At 47.7% G+C, this 20,415-nt stretch carries 22 protein-coding genes; 13 read left to right on the top strand and 9 right to left on the bottom strand.

Going from position 1 to position 20,415, the window contains the following annotated elements; all coding sequences use genetic code 11:
• The first annotated feature begins 396 nt into the window (after positions 1–396).
• On the top strand, positions 397–2,142 hold the full coding sequence (locus ASG02_RS03510; RefSeq protein ID WP_235513995.1) for a methyl-accepting chemotaxis protein: 1,746 nt from the start codon (positions 397–399) through the stop codon (positions 2,140–2,142).
• 52 nt (positions 2,143–2,194) lie between these two features.
• Entirely contained in the window at positions 2,195–3,346 is a 1,152-nt protein-coding gene (gene solA / locus ASG02_RS03505) for an N-methyl-L-tryptophan oxidase (protein ID WP_156358975.1), read from the top strand.
• 62 nt (positions 3,347–3,408) lie between these two features.
• Here the strand turns inward: solA and ASG02_RS03500 are convergent, their stop codons facing one another.
• Positions 3,409–3,657, bottom strand: a complete 249-nt coding sequence (locus ASG02_RS03500; RefSeq protein ID WP_235513994.1) for a hypothetical protein — start codon at positions 3,655–3,657, stop codon at positions 3,409–3,411.
• A 149-nt stretch (positions 3,658–3,806) separates the two neighbouring features.
• Between ASG02_RS03500 and ASG02_RS03495 the strand changes: the two genes are divergently transcribed.
• Positions 3,807–4,325 (top strand): hypothetical protein, encoded by a 519-nt coding sequence (locus ASG02_RS03495; protein ID WP_056060852.1) that lies wholly within the window; start codon positions 3,807–3,809, stop codon positions 4,323–4,325.
• 76 nt (positions 4,326–4,401) lie between these two features.
• Complete coding sequence (locus ASG02_RS03490) at positions 4,402–5,487, top strand: hypothetical protein (RefSeq protein WP_056060849.1); 1,086 nt, start codon at positions 4,402–4,404, stop codon at positions 5,485–5,487.
• 229 nt (positions 5,488–5,716) lie between these two features.
• Here the strand turns inward: ASG02_RS03490 and ASG02_RS03485 are convergent, their stop codons facing one another.
• A complete protein-coding gene (locus ASG02_RS03485) occupies positions 5,717–6,067 on the bottom strand; it encodes a hypothetical protein (RefSeq protein ID WP_056060846.1) in 351 nt (116 codons plus the stop codon).
• A 197-nt stretch (positions 6,068–6,264) separates the two neighbouring features.
• Between ASG02_RS03485 and ASG02_RS03480 the strand changes: the two genes are divergently transcribed.
• From ASG02_RS03480 to ASG02_RS03470, 3 genes are read left to right on the top strand one after another with little or no spacing between them, the layout of a single operon-like run.
• Positions 6,265–6,492: a PLDc N-terminal domain-containing protein gene (locus ASG02_RS03480; RefSeq protein ID WP_056060843.1), complete on the top strand. Its 228-nt coding sequence runs from the start codon at positions 6,265–6,267 to the stop codon at positions 6,490–6,492.
• Positions 6,489–7,373, top strand: a complete 885-nt coding sequence (locus tag ASG02_RS03475; RefSeq protein WP_056060840.1) for an ABC transporter ATP-binding protein — start codon at positions 6,489–6,491, stop codon at positions 7,371–7,373. Before ASG02_RS03480 ends, ASG02_RS03475 begins: the two co-directional genes overlap by 4 nt.
• Positions 7,370–8,140, top strand: coding sequence for a hypothetical protein (locus tag ASG02_RS03470; protein WP_056060838.1), 771 nt, complete (start codon positions 7,370–7,372; stop codon positions 8,138–8,140). Before ASG02_RS03475 ends, ASG02_RS03470 begins: the two co-directional genes overlap by 4 nt.
• Positions 8,141–8,186: 46 nt before the next feature.
• On the opposite strand, the gene ASG02_RS03465 is transcribed toward ASG02_RS03470, so the two are convergent.
• The 5 genes from ASG02_RS03465 to nikA are packed head-to-tail and all read right to left on the bottom strand — an operon-like array spanning position 8,187 to position 13,190.
• On the bottom strand, positions 8,187–8,984 hold the full coding sequence (locus ASG02_RS03465; RefSeq protein ID WP_056060834.1) for an ABC transporter ATP-binding protein: 798 nt from the start codon (positions 8,982–8,984) through the stop codon (positions 8,187–8,189).
• Complete coding sequence (locus tag ASG02_RS03460; RefSeq protein ID WP_056060831.1) at positions 8,981–9,787, bottom strand: ABC transporter ATP-binding protein; 807 nt, start codon at positions 9,785–9,787, stop codon at positions 8,981–8,983. Before ASG02_RS03460 ends, ASG02_RS03465 begins: the two co-directional genes overlap by 4 nt.
• Positions 9,784–10,629: a nickel ABC transporter permease subunit NikC gene (nikC, locus tag ASG02_RS03455; RefSeq protein ID WP_082478647.1), complete on the bottom strand. Its 846-nt coding sequence runs from the start codon at positions 10,627–10,629 to the stop codon at positions 9,784–9,786. Before nikC ends, ASG02_RS03460 begins: the two co-directional genes overlap by 4 nt.
• The gene (nikB, locus tag ASG02_RS03450; RefSeq protein WP_056060828.1) at positions 10,626–11,567 is read right to left on the bottom strand and encodes a nickel ABC transporter permease; all 942 of its coding nucleotides are present in this window, start codon (positions 11,565–11,567) and stop codon (positions 10,626–10,628) included. Before nikB ends, nikC begins: the two co-directional genes overlap by 4 nt.
• Before the next feature lie 12 nt (positions 11,568–11,579).
• Positions 11,580–13,190 carry a nickel ABC transporter substrate-binding protein gene (nikA, locus tag ASG02_RS03445; protein ID WP_056060825.1) on the bottom strand — a complete coding sequence of 537 codons (1,611 nt, stop codon included), beginning with the start codon at positions 13,188–13,190 and terminating at the stop codon, positions 11,580–11,582.
• Positions 13,191–13,444: 254 nt separating this feature from the next.
• On the opposite strand from nikA, the gene ASG02_RS03440 reads away from it, so the two are divergent.
• On the top strand, positions 13,445–14,002 hold the full coding sequence (locus ASG02_RS03440) for a hypothetical protein (protein ID WP_056060822.1): 558 nt from the start codon (positions 13,445–13,447) through the stop codon (positions 14,000–14,002).
• 55 nt (positions 14,003–14,057) lie between these two features.
• Here ASG02_RS03440 and ASG02_RS03435 read toward each other — a convergent pair whose 3' ends face one another.
• Entirely contained in the window at positions 14,058–15,014 is a 957-nt protein-coding gene (locus ASG02_RS03435; protein WP_056060819.1) for a sensor domain-containing diguanylate cyclase, read from the bottom strand.
• Between the two features lie 381 nt (positions 15,015–15,395).
• On the opposite strand from ASG02_RS03435, the gene ASG02_RS03430 reads away from it, so the two are divergent.
• The 5 genes from ASG02_RS03430 to ASG02_RS03410 are packed head-to-tail and all read left to right on the top strand — an operon-like array spanning position 15,396 to position 19,936.
• The gene (locus ASG02_RS03430) at positions 15,396–16,388 is read left to right on the top strand and encodes a siderophore ABC transporter substrate-binding protein (RefSeq protein WP_056060816.1); all 993 of its coding nucleotides are present in this window, start codon (positions 15,396–15,398) and stop codon (positions 16,386–16,388) included.
• A 20-nt stretch (positions 16,389–16,408) separates the two neighbouring features.
• A complete protein-coding gene (locus ASG02_RS03425) occupies positions 16,409–17,404 on the top strand; it encodes an ABC transporter permease (RefSeq protein WP_035409660.1) in 996 nt (331 codons plus the stop codon).
• Positions 17,401–18,465, top strand: a complete 1,065-nt coding sequence (locus ASG02_RS03420) for an iron chelate uptake ABC transporter family permease subunit (protein WP_035408411.1) — start codon at positions 17,401–17,403, stop codon at positions 18,463–18,465. Before ASG02_RS03425 ends, ASG02_RS03420 begins: the two co-directional genes overlap by 4 nt.
• Positions 18,462–19,214 carry an ABC transporter ATP-binding protein gene (locus ASG02_RS03415; protein WP_056060813.1) on the top strand — a complete coding sequence of 251 codons (753 nt, stop codon included), beginning with the start codon at positions 18,462–18,464 and terminating at the stop codon, positions 19,212–19,214. The genes ASG02_RS03420 and ASG02_RS03415 overlap by 4 nt, the downstream gene beginning before the upstream one ends.
• 26 nt (positions 19,215–19,240) lie before the next feature.
• Entirely contained in the window at positions 19,241–19,936 is a 696-nt protein-coding gene (locus ASG02_RS03410; protein ID WP_056060810.1) for an FAD-dependent oxidoreductase, read from the top strand.
• A 60-nt stretch (positions 19,937–19,996) separates the two neighbouring features.
• Here the strand turns inward: ASG02_RS03410 and ASG02_RS03405 are convergent, their stop codons facing one another.
• The gene (locus ASG02_RS03405) at positions 19,997–20,263 is read right to left on the bottom strand and encodes a hypothetical protein (protein WP_056060807.1); all 267 of its coding nucleotides are present in this window, start codon (positions 20,261–20,263) and stop codon (positions 19,997–19,999) included.
• Positions 20,264–20,415 lie beyond the last annotated feature (152 nt).

The following is a 20,415-nucleotide window of genomic DNA, read 5'->3' as shown; positions in this document are numbered from 1 at the left end:
CTTAAGAGCGGGATTTTTTAGTTCGCGTCACATTGATGGCTATCCTGATGTCCCTGTTTCAACAGAATCTTCGATTGGCAACGTAGACATGTCATCAATCGAAATGTGGCTTTTTTTGTGCTGACCGCGTGTCTTCGTAATTCATTTTCATATACATGTCTTGCCTTGATTCGATGATCGACTTCACTTTCCATCTCAATCCCTCTTCCCTCAACTTGTATTTTTTTCTATCTAATATGTGCCCTGAATCATTCTTAATAAATCCTTTTTTAAGAAAAAACGGTTTTTCTTACGACCTTTTATAAAAAAATCGTCAAAAGGTCCTGTTTAATATGTATTTTAACGACCGATAAATGAATTACAGATAGAAAATATGAGTTGAAAGGACGGTTGCATGTGAAAAACACAACCAAGAACCATTCCATCCGAACACGTCTTTTAGTAATGATTAGTTTGATTTTGATTGCCTTTTTTGTTTTTAGTAGTCTGGCCTTATACTTCAATACGAAACAAACTGCAGTCTCAACGCTGAAAGCGACCGCCGAAAAGGACGCGCTTCGCATCAGCAAAACATTCGACACAGTGGCTTATAGCGAATTCCTACAATCGCCTGTCGCGTCTGAGCAGTATGAAACCCTACGGAATCAACTTGATACCTTACGTAAACAAAACGGACTCTTGTATACATACACAGCACGCATCGACCAAAACAAGGTCCGTTTGCTGATTGACGGTCTCCCTAAGAAAGATGCCGCAAAGATTAATGAACCGGCGAGTGGCGCAAAAGTTACTGACATGAAGGACGTATTAAATGGTGGAACACACGCGACGGACATCATTGATGATCCTGTATATGGACAGTATATGAGTGTCTACGTTCCGTTAAAGGATGCGTCTGGTCAAATCATCGGAATTCTTGGCGTCGACATCGCTGCGAAAGAAATCGATGCCCTCACAACAGAATTATTAAAACAAAATGCTCCGATTTTCATTGGACTTTTACTTCTTCTGTTAACGGCCACACTCATATTGCTCTACATCGTCCTCGGTCGAAAGTTACGTCCGCTCGAGACGTTACAGAAAGTCGCTGCCTTGATTGCCGAGGGACGACTGGATCAGGCAAAACAGACGTTGACCGATTTGACGATTGCTTCGAAAGACGAAATCTATGCGCTTGCGATCTCGATTCGTGATATGAACGAGATGCTGCGGACGATGATTGTCGACATCAAACAGACAGCTACTCTCGTCTCAACGACGAGTCAATCAATTGACCAAAGTACATCAGAAGTACTCGACGGTTCCGAACAAATCGCTCATACGATGTCAGAAATCGCGACTGGGACGGAAAGTCAGACCCAAGTCACGCTCTCATTGAATGATGAGATGAATCGGTTCGCAACATTGATTGAAACGACGAATCAATCTGGTGTCGAAATTCAAGGAACGACAGAGCAGATGGCAACACTGACACGAGTCGGACGGGAGCAAATGTCCGCTTCCGTCGAACAGATGCGTCACATTCATCAGCACGTCACGCAATCTGCTGAACAGATTGATCTACTGAAACAGCAATCATCGGATATCCAAACGCTCGTCGGTATCATCCGCGGTATCTCCGAGCAGACGAATCTACTCGCCCTGAATGCCGCGATTGAAGCGGCACGAGCGGGTGAACAAGGAAAAGGATTCGCTGTCGTCGCGACCGAGGTCAAGAATCTCTCAAGCCACGTCGCTAGCAGTGTCAGTGAGATCGCAACAATCGTCACGTCGATCGAAGCCAGTGCGCAGCAGATGCAACATAGTTTTAAGACGACGGTCGAAGCAACAGCAGCCGGCAAGCAGATCGTCCTCGATACGGATACGACGTTTGAACGGTTGACGGATCAAGTCACGCACGTCTCAACGGCAACACAGCAGATGACGCAACACATGGAAGACGTCTTGCAGGCAGAACGGTTCATTCGTAATGCCTTGACGGAAATTGCCGCTGTCGCGGAAGAACATACGGCAAGTAACGAGGAAGTCGCCGCTGCATCTGAACAGATGATCGCGACGATCACGACGTTGCATACACTCGTCGGTGATTTAAACACACGAACGGAACACTTAGAACAAGAAGCCCGTCGCTTCGAGATTTAATCTTTCATTTGTCATTTCTAGGTTCTCACTCTATACTGGTGTGAACTTACATATGAAGGAGTCGAACCAGATGTCCCATTATGATGTCATCATCGTCGGTGCCGGTTCCATGGGGATGGCAGCCGGCTACTATCTTTCACGAACCGATCAAAAAATCCTATTGTTAGATGCCCACAATCCACCGCATGATCAGGCGAGCCATCACGGGGAGACTCGGATCATTCGCCATGCCTACGGTGAAGGTGAAGCCTACGTACCACTGGCATTAGCCGCGCAACGCTTATGGTATGAGTTAGAACAGATCAGCGGCCGAAGTCTATTCCTGAACACGGGAGTCTTAAACGCTGGTCACCGTTCGTCCCGTTCGATGCAAACGATCATCAGGAGTGCAGCGCAATACGATTTGCCGCTCGAGGTCCTGACGGCTGAGGAAGTTAGAACCCGCTGGTCCGGCTTAACGATGTCCAACGATTATATCTGCTGTTTTGAACCGACGTCTGGTGTATTGAAGTGCGAGGATTGTATTGAAGCGTATCGCGATCTTGCTGTCGCGAACGGCGTCGACATTCGGACGAATGCGAAAGTGACGACGCTCACTGCCCACGCCACTGGCGTTGACGTGACCGTCGGATCAGACACCTATTCGGCTGACGCGTTGATCGTCGCAGCTGGTGCCTGGTCTGGTCCGTTACTGGAACAGACTGGACTCTCCTTACCGCTGCGACCGGTCCGCAAGACGTTCGCCTGGTTCGAAGCAGCGGAAGAGGTATTTAACGACGCGGTGTTCCCTGCCTTCGCCTTTGATACACCCGCCGGTTATTATTACGGTTTTCCAAGCATCGCTCAAACCGGCCTGAAAATCGGACGCCACGACGGTGGGATTCCCGTTGATCCGAATCAACCACGCCGTCCATTCGGTCAAGAGAATGGTGATCTGGCTGATTTACGACAGTTCACGAATACGTTCATGCCCTCGATCGAAACTTTAGCTCACGGCAAAACGTGTCTCTATACGATGACGCCAGATGAGGACTTCATCATCGATTTGCATCCGGACTATCCGCACATCGCGATCGCCGCCGGCTTTTCCGGTCACGGATTCAAGTTCAGCAGCTTAGTTGGAAAAGTACTCAGTGAATTGATCATGGAACGATCGACGACTGAACCGATCGGACCTTTCGCGATTAAGCGTTTTGCGAAATAAGGCATATGAAACGATAAAGACCGGCAACGAAAATTCGTTGTCGGTCTTTTGATGTGCATATATTATTTTTGCTCTGTATTCGATAAGGCTTTATGCTGCGCTTCCGTCGATTTCCACCAGCCGTTGATGAATAGGACGAGTCCGACGACTAAAGCAATGATTGGGAAGTACATCAAGTGATATTCTTCAAGTGCTTCGCCAGCAAATTCCGGTGATAATTCCACATATGCTCGGAACATCTGAACAAAGAAAAATAAGAAAAAGCTTGTAATGAGTGCATATGTACCATAGCGATAGTTTGAATCTTTCATAATAAACGCTCCTTTACCAATTAGTGTCATTATAGACTATTCCCTATTCACTTTTTATTTCCTCTTTTTTCATTATCATTTATAAGAATGATTCCAAAAGCATGATAAGATAGTTTTAGAAACGATTGGATGAAGGAGTGGGACACGACGTGAACTTTAACTTATTCAAAAATCATGTCCGGTTTAAGATTGCGCTCGAATTGATTGATCTCGAAGACGGCTTATCAATCATGCAACTGAATCAACGTTTAACGGATGTACCGCAGTCTACTTTGTACCGGCAAGTCAATGCGATGATGGACGATCAGTTGTTGAAGGTCGTCGCCGTCCAGCGTGTTGGAAAAGTCGAAGAGAAGATTTATGCCTTGAACACAAGCGGCTATCAAATCAGCGAAGCAGACTGGAACAGTGCGACGTACGATGAAAAAGTGAACTTCGTCTCGTTTTACTTCATGTATGTCTTGCAGCAGTACCAGACGTACTTCGAACAGACCGTTCAAACGCAAGGTCAGGACCATTCGACGTTCTCGATCGCGAAATTGCACCTGACAGATGAAACCTTCAACGATTTCCAACAGGACATGCGAACATTGCTCGAAAAATATCATCACCTAGAGACAGAAGATCAGGCAACTGAACGGACCGTCTCACTCGTCATCTTGCCGTAAACACGCTCCGTTTCTAGAAGCGTATTTTCACCAAAATGAAACGAGACAACATTGCGAGGGAGAGAAAATAGACCCCATGAAACGGATCAAAGAAAATCTTGATGCAATTGTGCTGGATACGTTGAACGTAAAGGCAGAACAGATTCTAAAGATTGGTGAAGGAGCTTGGCACACTGTATATAAGTTAAAGAGAGTAGATGATCAAGACCTTGTGATTCGCATAAAAAAGAATGAAGCTTATGGGGAGTTACAACAGATTAATGAACAAGAGCTGACTACAGAGTATGAGTCTACGAAAGCTTACTATTTACACGCCAATACAAGTGATCAAAATGTCTGTCCTGACTTTTATCAGTATTTCATTGAAGATGACACAGTATTTACAGTAGAAACGTTCATGGGTCGTGGAACGGATTTATTGTTACTCGATCAGAATAAAGCCCATTCTTACGGTAAGAAATTAGGGAGCATTTATCACAATATACACAACCAGAAAACCTCTATTGCAGGTTTCGGGGAACTGCACTGGCAATGGGAAACTTTACGAGGTAGCGATTCAAAAAACAGGGATGAATTATGGCAGGAAGAAAATGAACACGTCTTAACCGCCTTAAATGCTCTCATTCACTCTAGTCTTTGCTTTGATAAAGAAAAAGTCGGTAAACATATTTATGCTTTAATTGAGAATAGACGAACTCAGGTTCAAAACATCTCTCTCGTGAATCAAGATGTAACACCAGAAAATTTAATTTTAAGTGATGAACACATTGCAATCATTGACCCGTTTCCAAGATTGGACTTTGATTTGAAATATGCAGCTTACTTTGTTTTTTGTTACAAATTTTTGTTACCAGCCTTTTCAAATGCTCCACGATACATAAATCAAGCGTATCAAGAAAAAAGTAATGTTCTAAACGAAATCGCTGATGGATTCATAAGTGGATATTGCTTTAACGTGGTTGGAGACGAACGCACCATTCAAACTCGACGATTACTGGATGAATATACATTATGGATATTGCAAGAAGCGTATGAGCACTACGACATTCTACATCAGCCTCAACTCACTCATAAAACAACGCAACAGATGGGGAATCGAGAAATGATCACTGCTCGGTTACATTTATGCCTCGAAGAATTAGAAAAATGGTGTACGGAATAAGAATAGAGGCTGACGTAAACTTTAGTCTCTACAAAGATATAAGAATGATGCTTTACACGCCACTCCTACAGGAATAAGCGCATTTATGCGCTGTCAGAGACAAACAAGACCCGCTTTCCTGCTTGAATGAAGCAGGAAAACTGGCTTGTGTCTCGCCTGAGGAAAGGGCGTGTGGAAGCGAATCATTCTTTTTTTGAGTCAGCCTCTTTATGTATCGTGTTTAGTTTCGTTAAACGGAAACGAGAAATGATGTATCCAGTGACTCACTTTCAATCACGATCGCTGTTAAACCCGTATCCGTCTTCGTTTCGTGCCATTCTCCTTGTTTCCAAAACACGGCTTCCCCACACTGAACATTTATGTAGTCATCCGTTTCCCCTCTTACAAAGCCCTCACCCTCTACAATTAATAGAAGTTGCGGCACGACAGCCTGGTGATAACCGACCACGCCATTCTTCTCTAAATGGATGCATCCGATGTGCGTCACTTTTTCAGTTTGCATGATTCGTGACATCACAAAGTTCGAATCAAATTTCGTGATCTTCTTACCAACCTCTTTTTTGAATTGATAAATCTGCATATAAGCCTCCTTAAAATCATGATTCGTTTGATAGTTCGTCTTTCATTTAAACTATTTGATTCAAATCTCATTTGGAAAATTTTGATAAGAGAAGTTTATCATAGCTCTAAGTGATTGAGAACTAACGATGATTCGTCCATGGCATTGACTTTTCTATTTTCATTACTGATAATGGTAATAGAAAAGGAGGGTTTTTCATGAACACAGATTTCTCTGCCTTATCACACATCGACTGGGAACGATTCCTGCCCCTATTATTGATTTACATCTCCATCAACCTGATTCTACTCAGCTGCGCCTGTATCGATTGGTTTAGACGGAAGGACCGGATCGCGACACCGACTACTTGGTTATTGATTATTCTCCTCGTCCAGCCGATTGGCTCGATTCTCTACTTCGTCCTCGGAAGGAGGATGACAGCATGATTCAGATTTCTCATCTCCAGCTTTCACTTCAACGACGTCTTATCCTAGACGATATTTCCTTTACGATTCACGAACATGAATGTCTTGGACTGATTGGTCCGAATGGTGCCGGAAAGACGACACTCCTGAAATGTCTGAGCGGCATGATCGAGAGTGACCGTGGTTCCATTACGATGTCTTCGCGCTCCATCCGTCAACACCAGCAATCGATCGGCTACTTATCACAACAGACCGACTTTAAGCCTTGGATGACGTGCGAACAATCATTACGTTTTTTCGGTCGCTTGTCAGGTCTCGATCGCGCAACGTTAAATAAGCGGATTCCGGACGTTCTAAATGAAGTTGGACTCCACGATCAACAAGCAGAAGTCATCGAACGCTTGTCCGGCGGGATGCGCCAACGTCTCGGAATCGCCCAAGCCATCTTACATGAACCGATATTTTTGATTCTCGACGAACCGGCTTCCGCCCTTGATCCGAGTGGTCGACATGATATCAATCAATTGATCCTCCGCTTAAAGAAACGGATGACGATCATCGTCTCAACGCACCTCTTAGAAGACGCAAAGACGTGTTGCGATCGCTTCCTCGTCATTAAACACGGAAAATTGTTAGGTCCACTCGACAATCAACGCAACGTGGATCAATATCGGATTCAAGTCGAGACGCTTCTCCCTGTCTCGTCGTTTTCTGCGACACTATTTCCACAAGTCGAGATTGATCGAATCAACCCATGCTGCTATCAGTTCTCCGCACAGCAGCCGCTTGATCTCTCGCAGTTAGCGACTACTCTGATTCAACAGGGATGGTCGATTGCTTCGATTGCCTATCAACCGATTGGACTCGAGGAACGGTTCCTCGACATGGTGGCAGACGTATGAGGACCTTTTATACACTGACATGGACCGAGTGGTTGGAAGCATGGAAAGAATGGAAAATCGTCTGGTTACCGCTGTTCTTCATTGCCCTCGGGGTGACACAACCGTTGCTGTTGATGTACATGGATGTCTTACTCGCACACGTCGGAAATGCAGACGGAATCATCGTCGATCCGAATCGTCCTGCTCCACAACCGCTTGACGTCTTCAGCGCAACGATCCACGGACAGTTCAATCAGCTCGGCTTGATTGTCCTCATCATGAGCTTCATGGGATTGCTTGCTTCAGACCGACAAACCGGTATGCAGGATTTCATTCTGACGCGTCCGGTTTCGCGGAATATCTATCTGCTATCGAAATGGTTCAGTCACGGGATGATCAGTCTATTCGGGATTCTGATCGGCGCACTCACGTCCTATTGTCTGACCGTCTATTGGTTCGGATTCCTTTCGCCGATGCTTGCGCTACGCATCATCCTCGATTTTAGTCTTTGGATGTTATTCGTCGTCAGTCTGACACTACTGATCAGCACCTTTTTGCAACGCGCTGTTCCGATTGGCATCCTGTCGCTCGTCGTTTCCTTACTACTTGTTGCACTTCCTTCGCTAATGCCAGATGTATTATTTTTCACGCCTGGTGCGCTTCTGTCGCTTCCATCGAACACGTCGTTTTTTTCTTCGTCCCATCTAATCGGTGTCGCTTCTTGTCTCGTTTGGATTGCCCTAACACTTGGCTGGTCTGGTCTTCGGTTTCGAAAAACGCCTTACTAATCCTGCTCTACAATAAAAAAGGATAACGGAGCCGTTCAGCAGTCCGTTATCCTTTGTTTGATTGTGTCTTTCGAATCGTTCGTTGCCTTGGATGCACGGCAAGCTTTGCTTGGCGCATCCGTTCAACGGCAGGATCCGTCGCAGCATCAAATGCAACTAGACTCGGGTAATGCCCGACGAGGCGTCCTTGCTCTAAGATCGCGAAGCTGTCGCAAAGTTGCTCGGCAGCTTTAATGTCATGCGTGATGAAGACATATGTTAGACCGTGTAGCCGTTTCAAGTCAGCTAGCAATGCGAGAATCAATCGTTTGTTGACCATGTCGAGGCTACTGACTGCTTCGTCTAAAACGATCAGACGTGGTTCAGCAGCAATCGCTCGCGCAATCGCGATTCGCTGTAGTTGCCCACCACTGAACTGCGCCGGATATTTTGTCAGATCCGTCGCCTTGAGCCCGACTTGTTCGATTAACGTCATTAAGCGTTGTTGCCGCGCATTTCCCTTTAAACGAATGAAGTTATCGAGCGGTTCCGCAATGATATCAGCCGCTGTCAGTTTCGGATTGACGGCAGCAAACGAGTCCTGAAAGACGACTTGGACGTCACCTTGAAATGGTCGTTTTGTCGCGTGGCGATCGACACCATTGAACCAAATCGTTCCGGTCGTTGGGCGTTCGAGTCCGAGCAACAATCGTCCGAGCGTACTTTTCCCGGCACCACTCGACCCGAGCAAGCCGAGACAGCGTCCCGCTTCAAGCGTCAATGAGACATCGTGTAAGACGGTCTTTGCTGGTTGAAACCGGCGTTTATAGACGTGTGAGACTTGATCGATCTGCAAGAGACTCATCCGAACGCCTCCCTTCCTAGATGCTGTGCAAGAAGTGACTGTGTATACGGATGTTGCGGTCGATCAAATAATTCAAAAACATCTGCTTGCTCAACGATCCGTCCTTGCTGCATGACGAGGACATCGTCTGCAAGTTCAGCGATCACACCGAGATCATGCGAGATGAGTAACATCGCCGTTCCGTAAGTCGCCCGCATCCGTTCGAGTAATTCAAGAACCGTCTTCTGATTGAAGACATCGAGTGCCGTCGTCGGTTCGTCGGCAATCAAGACGCTTGGGCGCAGGGCAACGGCTAAGGCGATCATGATCCGTTGCAACATACCGCCACTCAGTTCGAACGGATAAGCTTTGAGCAACCGGGCGGCATCCGTCAGATTGACTTCTTCGAGTGCCGTCATCGCTTGTTGTTTCGCTTCACGTTTTGAACAACGTGAATGGGTCTGAATTGTCTCGATCATCTGGTGCCCGATCGAGTAGACCGGTGTGAAGGCACTCATCGGATTTTGCATGATGAACGCAATCTCACCGCCTCGAATCGTTCGGACGGTTCGTTCGGATAGAGACATGATTGATCTGCCATTCAGTTGGATGTCACCGGTGACGTCTGTCGTCTGCGGATTGAGCAGACGCATCAAAGCGAGACTCGTCACCGTCTTCCCACAACCACTCTCTCCGACAAGACCAAGAATCTGTCCAGCATGAATCGAGAATGATACCTCTTCAATCAGTGTCACTTGTTGTTTCGTACGGACGGTCAGACCGTCGACAGCTAAAATCGGTTCGATACGGGCACCTCCTCTCATTTCATCGTTTTTGATACACCGAGTCGTTCTGCTAACTGTTCTCCTACTAGGTTAAAGCTGATGATGACGAGCATGATCGCAAGTCCCGGATAAATCATCAATTCCGGATTCGTCCGGATGTACGATTTTCCTTCGTGAATCATTGCCCCCCACTCGGCAGTTGGTGACTGGACACCAAGCCCGAGGAACGACATCGCCGAGATATCCATGATCGCCCAGCCCATCTCAAGCGTCCCGATGACGAGCAGCGGTGGTAAGATGTTCGGCAGGATGTGCGTCCGGATGATTTTCCACGAAGACGAACCGTTGACGCGAGCAGCGGCGATGAACGCTTCTGTCTTCAACGTCATGACCATCCCGCGAAACATTCGCGCGTAGTAGACCCACTGGACGAGCATCAAGGCGATGATGACCTGCTTGAGACCTGGACCGAAGATACCGACGAGACCGAGGACGAGAATCAGACTCGGAAATGCCATTACACCATCACACAGACGCATCAAGAGTTGGTCGACCCAGCCACCACGGTAACCGGCAAGTGTTCCGACGAACAGTCCAATCGCAAGTGAGGCGATGAAGATCAACACGGCACAGCCGAGTGAAATCCGCGCGCCGTAAATCAAGCGCGATAAGAGACAGCGTCCGAGCTGGTCGGTTCCGAGCGGATAGGCTGACGACGGACCATGGAGCTTTTGCGTCAAGTCGACGAGATTCGGATCATGCGGCGCGATCCATGGCGCGAACAACGCAATGCCTGCCATACCGATTAAGACGAGGGCACAGAGATAAAGAAGCGGCGTATACCGCGACCGGATCATCGTTGCTGGAAGTGGAGTATTCATACCGTCCCTCCTTTTTTCGCTAGGCGTGGATCGAGCACAGCTTGAATGATGTCGACGAGCAAACTGCTACCGATGAAGACGAGGGCCGCGAGAAAGACGTATCCTTGGATGACCGGCATATCCCGGTCAAAGATCGCTTCGATGAAGTAGCGACCGAAGCCTGGCCACGAGAAGACGGTCTCGACGATGATCGTTCCCGTCAGCAACTTTCCGAGGTTCATTCCAAGACCCGTGATCATCGGCGGAATCGCCATCCGAAGAACGTGTTTCCCAAGAATCCGTCCTTCCTTTAATCCACGTGTCCGGGCAAACAAGACATACGGTTCGTTCAATGCTTCAATCACACTGCCACGGAGCAATCGTGTATACAAGGCAATCAACGGAAAGGCGAGCGTCAATGCCGGTAAGATCAAGTGCATCACACTTCCCGTTCCCCCGACCGGGAACCAATCCAGCTTTACGGCAAAGAAGAAGATGAACAGATACCCGAGCCAAAACGACGGGATTGAAGCACCGATGAAGGCGATTGCCCGACTGAGATGGTCAAAGAAACCATTCTTCTTGATCCCAGCAAGGAACCCGAGCGGGATACTGATGACGAGTGCGAGCAGTAGACTCGTCACTGCCAGCTCGACCGTTGGCGGTAAGCGGAGTAAGACATCTTCAAGGACCGGTTTTCCGGAAAGATACGATGTTCCGAAATCGAGCTGCGCCAAGCGGATGACGGCATCGAAGTATTGTTGGTAGAACGGTTGATCGAGTCCGAATTCTGCTCGTTTGGCAGCGAGTAGTTCATCCGTCGGTTGGATATGAGCAGCGGACAGATATGCCTGTGCCGGATCAACTGGTGACAAATGAATCAACCCTGTCAGAATCAAGACCGCCAGTAACAAAATCGGGATGATGGATAATATGCGTTTGACGAGGAAGACCCCCATGTCATCCCTCCTTTACTTAATGCCGATCCGAGCAAATGGACTCTCATCCCGGTTCGCCGGGAACTGGAAGTTCGTCACGTCCGACTGATAGATTGCCATCTTCTTCAAGTACGAAATCGGAATCAATGCCCCTTGATCTTGGAGTGATGGCAGAATATCGGCGTACATCTTCTGACGCTTCGTCTCGTCCGTTGTCTTCAGAACATCTTTGATTTCTTGCAACAGTTGTTCTTTATTCGGATAAGCCGAAATCGCTTCCTTGAAGCCGAAGCCATCCGTATCAATCAGGTTCACGAACGTATGCGGATCATACGGTGCACCGAAGTTGCTGTAGAAGTTGATGTCAAATCGGTTGTCCTTGAAGCGCTGGACTTGATCCGGTAATTCGACAGCTTCCGTCTTCAGCTCGACGCCGATTTTCGACCATTCCGACTGGAGTGTTTCGGCCATTGCCTTTTGGACCTGCTCTGCCGCATCATACATCATCCCGATTTGCAGCGGTTGACCGTCCTTGACGCGAACCTTTTCACCTTTCGGCAGTTTCCAACCTGCTTCGTCAAGAAGACGATTCGCTTCCTTGACGTCATAATCCCGTTGCTTCACTTTCAGGTTCGACGTGTACGGCATGTTCGGTGGCAACAGGTAGTCAGCTGGTGCTTCTATACCCGACGTGATGCCTTCGACAAGAGCGGCTCTATCAAACCCGTGCTGGAGCGCCTGGCGGACGCGTTCGTCAGACAGACGCTTATTTTTCGTATTCAAGACGAGAAGACGCGTCGCGACTGGTTCAGACATCTGCGTTTTGTACGATTTATCCGTCTTCAACTGGTTGAAGGCATCGATGCTGATCGCCCCTTCCCCGTAAATCAGATCAACCTGTCCTTTTTCGAGTGCTAAGACACGTGTCTCCGCATCCGGGATGATGTCGACCTTGATGTGATCGACGTTCGGCTTCGGTCCCCAGTAGTTCTTGTTGACCTTAAAAGTCGCGTACTGATCCGGTTTGTACTCGTCGAGCATCCATGGACCTGTCCCGACTTCCTTTTTGACACCTTTCGATGTATCGCCGTTCTCCGGGAATCCAGCCTCTCCGAGGAAACGTACCGGACGGACGACCGCGAGTTCCTGAATCGTCGGGTAATAGGCTTCGGATAATGTCAGACGGAATGTCTTCGCATCAACCGCTTCCGTCTTCTCGATTTTCGTGATGAACCCAAGCCAGCTATGTAAGGCTTTTTGTTTAAGGATCGCATCAAAATTCTTTTTGACGATGGCTGCGTCGAACGTCGAACCGTCTGAGAACTTGACGCCGTCACGGAGCGTGAACGTATACGTTTTTCCGTCTTCAGAAATCTTCCAAGATGAGGCTAAGTATGGCTCAAGCTTTCCACCTTCGCCGTAGTGGACGAGTGGCTCATAGATCATCGACTGTGCAAACAGTTGTGATGGGTTATAGACGTGTGGGTTCATCGTTCCAACATCGCGTGGCCACGCGAGCGTCAATGTATCTTTATCTTTTCGCTCTCCTGTCGACTCGCCTGGATTCGAGCAGCCGATCAATAATGATGTCAAAGACAGGATCGAGACGGTAGAAATCAGTAATTTTTTACGGTTAACGTTCATGGTAAGCAGAACCCCCAACTTGTATTGATAATCATTTTCAATTGTAAGAGGGAATGATAAGGATTGTCAATGGATAATCAAGATGTTGACTGGACTTTAAGCGCTTTTTGACAGGGTTTCCACAATTAACTGAGCCACGTTCTGAGCACGTCTCTTTTTTGTAAATAATTGTAATCAAATACGTTAAACGGTATCCTAATCTGTAGGATATGTCTCTTGTGCAACAAGACGATTCGTATTGAAAGGATGATGTTATGTCACGACTGGTTTCCTCCGTCTCGCTTGTGTTTCTCGCTCTCCTCTTAGTTCTTCCTTTGCTAATGATCGATGGGCTGATTTTATCCGTCGGAGATGTTTCCTACGACTCGTTCGTTGGTTGCCTTGTGTTTCTCTTATGTTTCTATCTCGCGAGTCTACTTGTTAGCGTCATCTTCGACGGAACGATGCGTGCGTTCGGTGGACTTTTTAAGCGCCCTATCTCGAACGTACTCTTTGCCGTAGTGAATTTTTGGGTAAGTTTAAGTGTCTTGCTTTGGATGGATCTCTACATTGAGTCCATCACGATTTCTCTCGCGACGAAAATCGTACTTGTGTCCGTACATACGGTATTGTTTTACCTGATTCATCAATCAGGAGATTTGACTGCTAAATCTTCCGAAGTCACCGAATCACATGATCCAGTCGTAAAGGAAGCCCTCCGCTTGTTAGAGAATGAGGATGCTGTGAAGTGTGTCGAGACGTTGTGTCTCAGGTTTCCTGACCGTCCGAAAAAAGACATCATTCGGATCGTCCATCGCCTACATAGCAATTAAAAAGACCTGATCGTTTCTGTGAAGACTCAGAAGCGTCAGGTCTTTTAATATTTCGTCATTTCTTCGCCATCTCATAAAACTGATACGTATTCTTTCCTGACGACTTAGCGGCATATAGCGCGACATCTGCCTGCTGTAGCAAGACTTTTAATTCTGGACGAAATTCGGTGTCATATATCACAATCCCGATACTTGTTGACACTCGGTAGTCTGTTTCCCACTCACTTAACGAAGTGACGATCCGCTTCGCGAGTCGCTCCCACCCTTCCCTTGAATCAGCATGACCGAAATGGAGGATGAACTCATCGCCTCCTAGGCGCACGGCCATCGCATCGTCTTGTTCGCGCACGAACTGTCGCAGACGTTGCGCGACCTCTTGCAAAACAATGTCCCCCGTCTCGTGTCCAAAGACGTCGTTGACTTGCTTAAAGCCATCGAGATCAAGGAAGAACACCGCTCCTGTCTGTCCGGGATGATCCTCGAACTGCTTCGTTAAGTAACGCCGATTATGCAGTCCTGTCAACGCATCCTTCCAAGCATGACGCTCAAGCTCCAGATAGTACAAGAAGAGTCGAACGATCCGTTGCAATAGCTGAACATTCTTCTGTTCATACAAGCTGACCCGATTATTGATTGCACATAACGTGCCGAACGTCTCTCCGCTCGTCAAGACGATCGGAATCCCTAAGTAGGACCGGACGTGAGCCTCCTCCAAGCCTTTTCGCCAGTCGCCGAGTTGTTCCGCGTTCGGAATATCTTCGAGGACGACCGGCTGTTTCGTCTCGAAATCAACCAGTTTACATAATGATTGGTTCAATTCAATCTGCATGCCTTCTACCATCGGAATATCTGCTTTATCGTTTGCAATCTTTAACATCCGTTGTTGTCCTGCTTCGATTGCTGATAAGTACAACATCTGATCCGGTAAAATCTCTTTTGCGAAATCGAGTACATCGTCTGCGAGCTCATCAAAATTTTGATACATCTTCAATTCTTCAAATGGTTGATTCATACAGCACCTCATTTCAAAGTCGTCTTCTGCGGTGTCTCTGATTTGAAAATTTGATACATATATTACCACTTTCTCTTTTTGAAGTCGTCTAAACCTCTGTCGCTCAAAAGCGTCCGATGGTCCTATTTCTACATCCAAATGAGAAGGATTATCATTTTTTATTTTTGTATAGTTTATAGAAGTAAAAAACTGTTCCAGGTAATTCCTTGGAAAATGGCGTTGCGTCTTCCGAATTCGTTTGCTATGATTCTCAGTGAACATGACAATGATAATCATTATCACTTATTGAGAACAGATTAATCACGTAGACATACATAATCCATCTGCTGCTCAATCCGTGATTTATGTGTTATCAAATCAAATATGAGGAGCTGAGTCATCATGGGGAAATGGAAAACACCACTCGTCGTGAGTTCGCTTGCTGTTTTACTCGCAGCATGCGGGAACGCAGGAGAAGCAGACACGAAGAAGGACGCCGAGGCACCAAAGACGATCAAAATCAAAGACGCACATGGAACGGTCAACGTTCCGGTTGATCCGAAGAAAGTCGTCGCACTCGATAACCGGACATTTGAGACGCTTGCCGCATGGGACGTCGAACTTGTTGCAGCACCAGTCGGACTGCTCCCGGCTGAGTCACCTTATGCAAAAGATAAGGATATCGTCGATGTCGGCATGCACTTCGAACCGAACCTCGAAGCGATCGCTGGTGTCAATCCGGACGTCGTCATCGTCGGGCAGCGTTTCGCTGATCATTATGAAGACATCAAAAAACTCGTTCCAAACGCCGCTGTCATCGATCTTGACATCGCATTGCCGGAAGACTCTGGTACGCCAGGTGAGTTACTCGTCAAAGGACTTGAAGATACGACAGAGACACTCGGACAGATCTTCGATAAAAAACAAGAAGCGGATCAGCTCGTGACGACACTCGAGCAATCGATCAAAGACGTCAAAAAATCGTACAACGGACAGGACAGCGTCATGTCGGTCATCGTCTCGGGTGGCGATATTGGATTCTCAGCGCCGATGAGTGGACGTGTCTTCGGACCGATGTATGATTTGTTCGACTGGAAACCAGCCCTCGAAGTTAAACAAAAATCAGGGAACGATCAAGGTGATGAAGTCTCGGTCGAAGCGATCGCTCAAAGTAACCCGGACTGGCTACTCGTCCTTGACCGTGACGCGCCACTCGGAAACGCAGAAGGTGCCGTACCGGCGCAAGATGTCATCGACCGTGCGCCTGCTCTGCAAAAAACGAAAGCAATCAAAGACGACAACATCGTCTATGCACCAAAAGATACGTACTTAAATGAATCGATTCAGACGTACTCGGAATTCTTCACTGACATCGCGAAAGCGCTCAAGAAGTAATGGCACATGCACAGCAACAAATGAATGGAAGAGTTGAGCCACCCGCTCGACCTTCCTTTTCTGTCGTTTGGACGAAGCCGTTCGTCTTGACCTTATGTCTCGTCTTAGCGCTCGCTACGGCGTCCCTCTTCACGGGCGTCTACGAACTACGGAGTGCCGCGAACGATTTCGATATGTTCTGGATCACGCGCGTTCCGCGGACGCTCGCCTTGATGCTGACCGGTGCTGCGATGGCGATGGCAGGACTTGTCATGCAACTGATCACGCAAAACCGGCTCGTTGAACCAACGACGACAGGAACGATCGAATGGGCAGGACTCGGACTGTTAGCCGTCTACTTACTCATTCCGGCACCGTCGCTAATGATGCGGATGACCGGTGCTATTCTTTTTGCATTCATCGGGACGATGGTCTTCTTCTGGTTTCTCCGTTCGGTCCGACTGCGGTCATCATTAATCGTCCCAATCATTGGTCTGATGCTCGGAGCCGTCATCTCTGCGATTTCGACGTTCCTCGGCTTGTTCTTCCGTGCCAGTCAGGCAATCGAAGGCTGGTTCGTCGGTTCGTTCGCGTCCGTTCAGATCGGTCGCTACGAGTATCTCTGGATCATCATCGGAGTCACGGTCTGTATCTTCTTCCTTGCGAGTCGCTTGACGCTCGTTGGGCTTGGCGAAGACATTGCGACGAGTCTTGGTGTCAACTACAACCGGCTGATGCTGATTGCGACCGGACTAATTGCCCTATCCGTCGGTGTCGTCGCGACTGTCATTGGCAATTTGCCCTTCCTCGGCTTGATCGTTCCGAACATCGTCTCGATGTTTCGCGGTGACGATCTTCGTAGTAATTTGCCGTGGGTCTGTCTGATTGGCATGGCAACGATTCTAATTAGTGATCTGATTTCACGCACGATCATCCGCCCGTTTGAACTGCCGGTCTCCTTGATTCTCGGAACGGTCGGAGCAGCAGTCTTCATCATCATTCTGTTACGTCGGCGGAAGACTGGAGGTGTCAGATGAGTACCGCGATTAGACAACAAGAACATACAAGAAATCAACCGAGCGTTACACGTGAAACCAATCGCCGGGCGTCTGCCTTTCAGTCGAAACGACTCGAGCGCCGCTACTGGATTCTCCTCATCCTGTTCCTTAGCGGCGGAGTGTTCAGTACGATTGGTCTCTTGCTCTACAATAATCCGGTCCCGGTTGATTCTCCGTCCTTTTGGCCGGTCGTCGAACGCCGGATCACGGCAGTCATCACGATGGCGATTGCAGCAATTTGCCAAAGTCTCGCGACCGTCGCCTTTCATTCGATCACGAGCAACCGGATCATCACACCGTCCCTGCTTGGTTTTGATGCCCTTTACTCAACGATCCAGACATCGATGATCTTTTTCTTCGGTGCGGGAGCACTCGTTGGCTTTACCGGCACGAGCGCCTTTTTGACACAGGTCGCGATCATGCTCGCGATGAGCCTCTTGTTATACGGATGGTTATTGTCTGGTAAGTACGCGAACTTGCAATTGATGTTACTCGTCGGAATCATTCTCGGTACTGGTCTCAACTCGCTGTCGTCATTCATGCGAAAGATGCTCGCGCCGTCCGAGTTCGATATCTTACAAGCGCGCCTGTTCGGTTCGGTCACGAATGCCGACGCAGCTTACTTCCCGATCGTCATTCCGGTCGTCCTCGTCGTTGGTCTGTTGCTCTACTTTTCGTCCGGACGACTCAACGTCGTCGCACTCGGAAAAGAGGTCGCGACATCGTTCGGTGTCAATCATCGCGGCAGTGTCATCTACTTCTTGATTTTGATTTCACTCCTGATGTCGATGTCGACGGCTCTGATCGGACCATTGACGTTCTTTGGTTTCTTAGTGGCGACGCTCAGTTATCAAGTCGCTGCGACATACGATCATAAATATGTTTTCCCGATGGCATTCGCAATCGGCTTCTTCGTTTTAACGACTGCCTATTTCTTCATGTATCACATTTTCAACACGCCAAGCGTCGTCTCCGTCATCATCGAACTGTTCGGCGGGCTGATTTTCCTTATCGTGTTGCTTAGAAAGAGGTCCCTATGATATCACTCGAACAAGTTAAAAAATCGTATACAGACGATGTCAGAATCGGTCCAATCGACTTAACGATTCCAAAAGGCGGTTTCACGGCTTTGATTGGTCCAAACGGCGCTGGCAAGTCGACGACGTTGATGATGATCGGTCGTTTGCTGGATCTCGATGCCGGACAGATCGAAGTCGCCGGGATGGACGTGACAAGTAGCAAATCGAAAGACTTAGCAAAGATCATCACCATCCTGCGGCAGGAAAATCATTTCGTGACCCGGCTGACGGTCCGGCAGCTCGTCGGCTTCGGACGGTTCCCCTACTCACAAGGTCGCCTGACAGCGGACGACGAAACGATCATCTCGAAATATATCGATTTTCTCGAGCTGACGTCGCTTGAGAACCGCTACCTCGACGAATTATCGGGCGGACAGCGACAACGGGCCTATGTCGCGATGGTACTCTGCCAGGAAACGGAATACATTCTACTCGACGAACCCCTCAATAATCTCGATATCGCCCGTTCGGTCCAGATGATGGGGTACCTGCGACACGTCGCCGATACGTTTGGACGGACGATCATCACCGTCTTGCACGATATCAATTTTGCTGCGAAATACGCTGATCACATCTGTGCGATGAAGGACGGACAAATTGCTGCCTTCGGAACGGTCGCCGAAGTCATGGATGAAGCGCTATTATCCGAGATTTTCGAGACACGGCTTGAGATCATCGAAGGTCCGTATGGTCCAATTGCTGTATATTGATACTTAATAGAAATGAGGAATGAACGATGCAGATCGATTGGCTACCACTAGAACAAGTGACGCAAGAGGGCGAACATACCTATACGTTTCATTTGAAACGCCCGGATGATTTCGTTTGGGAGGAAGGCGCACACACGCATATGGCACTGGAAGGTTTTAATGCAGACGAAAAGCCGAACCGCAGTCTGATCCGGCATATGTCGATTTCGACGCTCCCTCATGAAGGAACGATTGGGATTACGACACGGATCAAACCGGCATGTTCCGTCTTTAAGCAGACACTTCAGCAGCTGAAAATGGGTGAGAAGATTGCTTTGTTTAAGACGCATTCGAACATTCCACTACGCCGGGAAAATCGTACGGTGTACTTACTCTCAGCAGGCGTCGGTCTGGCAACGTTTCGCCCGATCATCTTGCAACATCAGGCTGATAGAAGTGGCGTTCCTCATCTACACTCGTTGAACGTCGATTCTACGCGAACTGAACTATTCAAGACTCAGCTTTCTTCACATGAGCAGTTTGGTCACGCTTATGTCGAGAGTCGCTCTGCCTACTACGATGCTGTCAAAGCGATGACAGCGGACAAGGAAGGTTTGTTCTACATCGTTGGTAGTGATGAATTTCTCCGAGATACGATTAACGTGTTACAAGGTGCTAACATTCCAAAGGCTCAGATTATGATTGATAAACGCCAAGACCAATTGGATACGTTTTTGGCATGAAGAAGACCGGGACATTCATACTGTCCCGGTTTCTTTTTGTTCTGATAGATAAAGGATCACCTATCCGAAGATAAATACGATAGGTGAGAACAATACGCCCATCAAGAGCACCTCTACTAGGACAGCTAGACTTGATTTGAAAACCGACAGCGTTTCGTCCTCTAAGGTCTTAAGTCGTTTAATAGGAACGAACAAAATTAATGAAGCAACGACTAGTCCCAGCGGTTCAAGAATCGTTCGGCTCATCGATAAGAACAAATCGATCATTAAAAAGACATTCAATACAAAGAAAAATCCTAATAAGCGAATAATCATGGCTTTATTCATATGTACTCCTTCATAGCTACTATCTATTTGATTTGTTTCATGAAACAGAATGCACTCTAATCATAGCGCTTCAAAGAATAATTTTGGAAACGCATTCAAATAACTGGTGATTTGATATCGTTGTAAGTCATACTGACAGTAGGTATTAGAAA

Source organism: Exiguobacterium sp. Leaf196, from assembly GCF_001423965.1.
Lineage (GTDB): Bacteria > Bacillota > Bacilli > Exiguobacteriales > Exiguobacteriaceae > Exiguobacterium_A.
The sequence above is the reverse complement of the archived record's forward strand: the minus strand, read 5'-3'. Positions and strand labels throughout refer to the sequence as shown.

Coding starts and splice junctions, on each gene's coding strand:
- solA (WP_156358975.1), top strand. CDS start 2,195: ATGAAGGAGTCGAACCAGATGTCCCATTATGATGTCATCATCGTCGGT.
- ASG02_RS03500 (WP_235513994.1), bottom strand. CDS start 3,657: ATGAAAGATTCAAACTATCGCTATGGTACATATGCACTCATTACAAGC.
- ASG02_RS03490 (WP_056060849.1), top strand. CDS start 4,402: ATGAAACGGATCAAAGAAAATCTTGATGCAATTGTGCTGGATACGTTG.
- ASG02_RS03485 (WP_056060846.1), bottom strand. CDS start 6,067: ATGCAGATTTATCAATTCAAAAAAGAGGTTGGTAAGAAGATCACGAAA.
- ASG02_RS03480 (WP_056060843.1), top strand. CDS start 6,265: ATGAACACAGATTTCTCTGCCTTATCACACATCGACTGGGAACGATTC.
- ASG02_RS03475 (WP_056060840.1), top strand. CDS start 6,489: ATGATTCAGATTTCTCATCTCCAGCTTTCACTTCAACGACGTCTTATC.
- ASG02_RS03470 (WP_056060838.1), top strand. CDS start 7,370: ATGAGGACCTTTTATACACTGACATGGACCGAGTGGTTGGAAGCATGG.
- ASG02_RS03465 (WP_056060834.1), bottom strand. CDS start 8,984: ATGAGTCTCTTGCAGATCGATCAAGTCTCACACGTCTATAAACGCCGG.
- ASG02_RS03460 (WP_056060831.1), bottom strand. CDS start 9,787: ATGAGAGGAGGTGCCCGTATCGAACCGATTTTAGCTGTCGACGGTCTG.
- nikC (WP_082478647.1), bottom strand. CDS start 10,629: ATGAATACTCCACTTCCAGCAACGATGATCCGGTCGCGGTATACGCCG.
- nikB (WP_056060828.1), bottom strand. CDS start 11,567: ATGGGGGTCTTCCTCGTCAAACGCATATTATCCATCATCCCGATTTTG.
- nikA (WP_056060825.1), bottom strand. CDS start 13,190: ATGAACGTTAACCGTAAAAAATTACTGATTTCTACCGTCTCGATCCTG.
- ASG02_RS03440 (WP_056060822.1), top strand. CDS start 13,445: ATGTCACGACTGGTTTCCTCCGTCTCGCTTGTGTTTCTCGCTCTCCTC.
- ASG02_RS03435 (WP_056060819.1), bottom strand. CDS start 15,014: ATGAATCAACCATTTGAAGAATTGAAGATGTATCAAAATTTTGATGAG.
- ASG02_RS03430 (WP_056060816.1), top strand. CDS start 15,396: ATGGGGAAATGGAAAACACCACTCGTCGTGAGTTCGCTTGCTGTTTTA.
- ASG02_RS03425 (WP_035409660.1), top strand. CDS start 16,409: ATGAATGGAAGAGTTGAGCCACCCGCTCGACCTTCCTTTTCTGTCGTT.
- ASG02_RS03420 (WP_035408411.1), top strand. CDS start 17,401: ATGAGTACCGCGATTAGACAACAAGAACATACAAGAAATCAACCGAGC.
- ASG02_RS03415 (WP_056060813.1), top strand. CDS start 18,462: ATGATATCACTCGAACAAGTTAAAAAATCGTATACAGACGATGTCAGA.
- ASG02_RS03410 (WP_056060810.1), top strand. CDS start 19,241: ATGCAGATCGATTGGCTACCACTAGAACAAGTGACGCAAGAGGGCGAA.
- ASG02_RS03405 (WP_056060807.1), bottom strand. CDS start 20,263: ATGAATAAAGCCATGATTATTCGCTTATTAGGATTTTTCTTTGTATTG.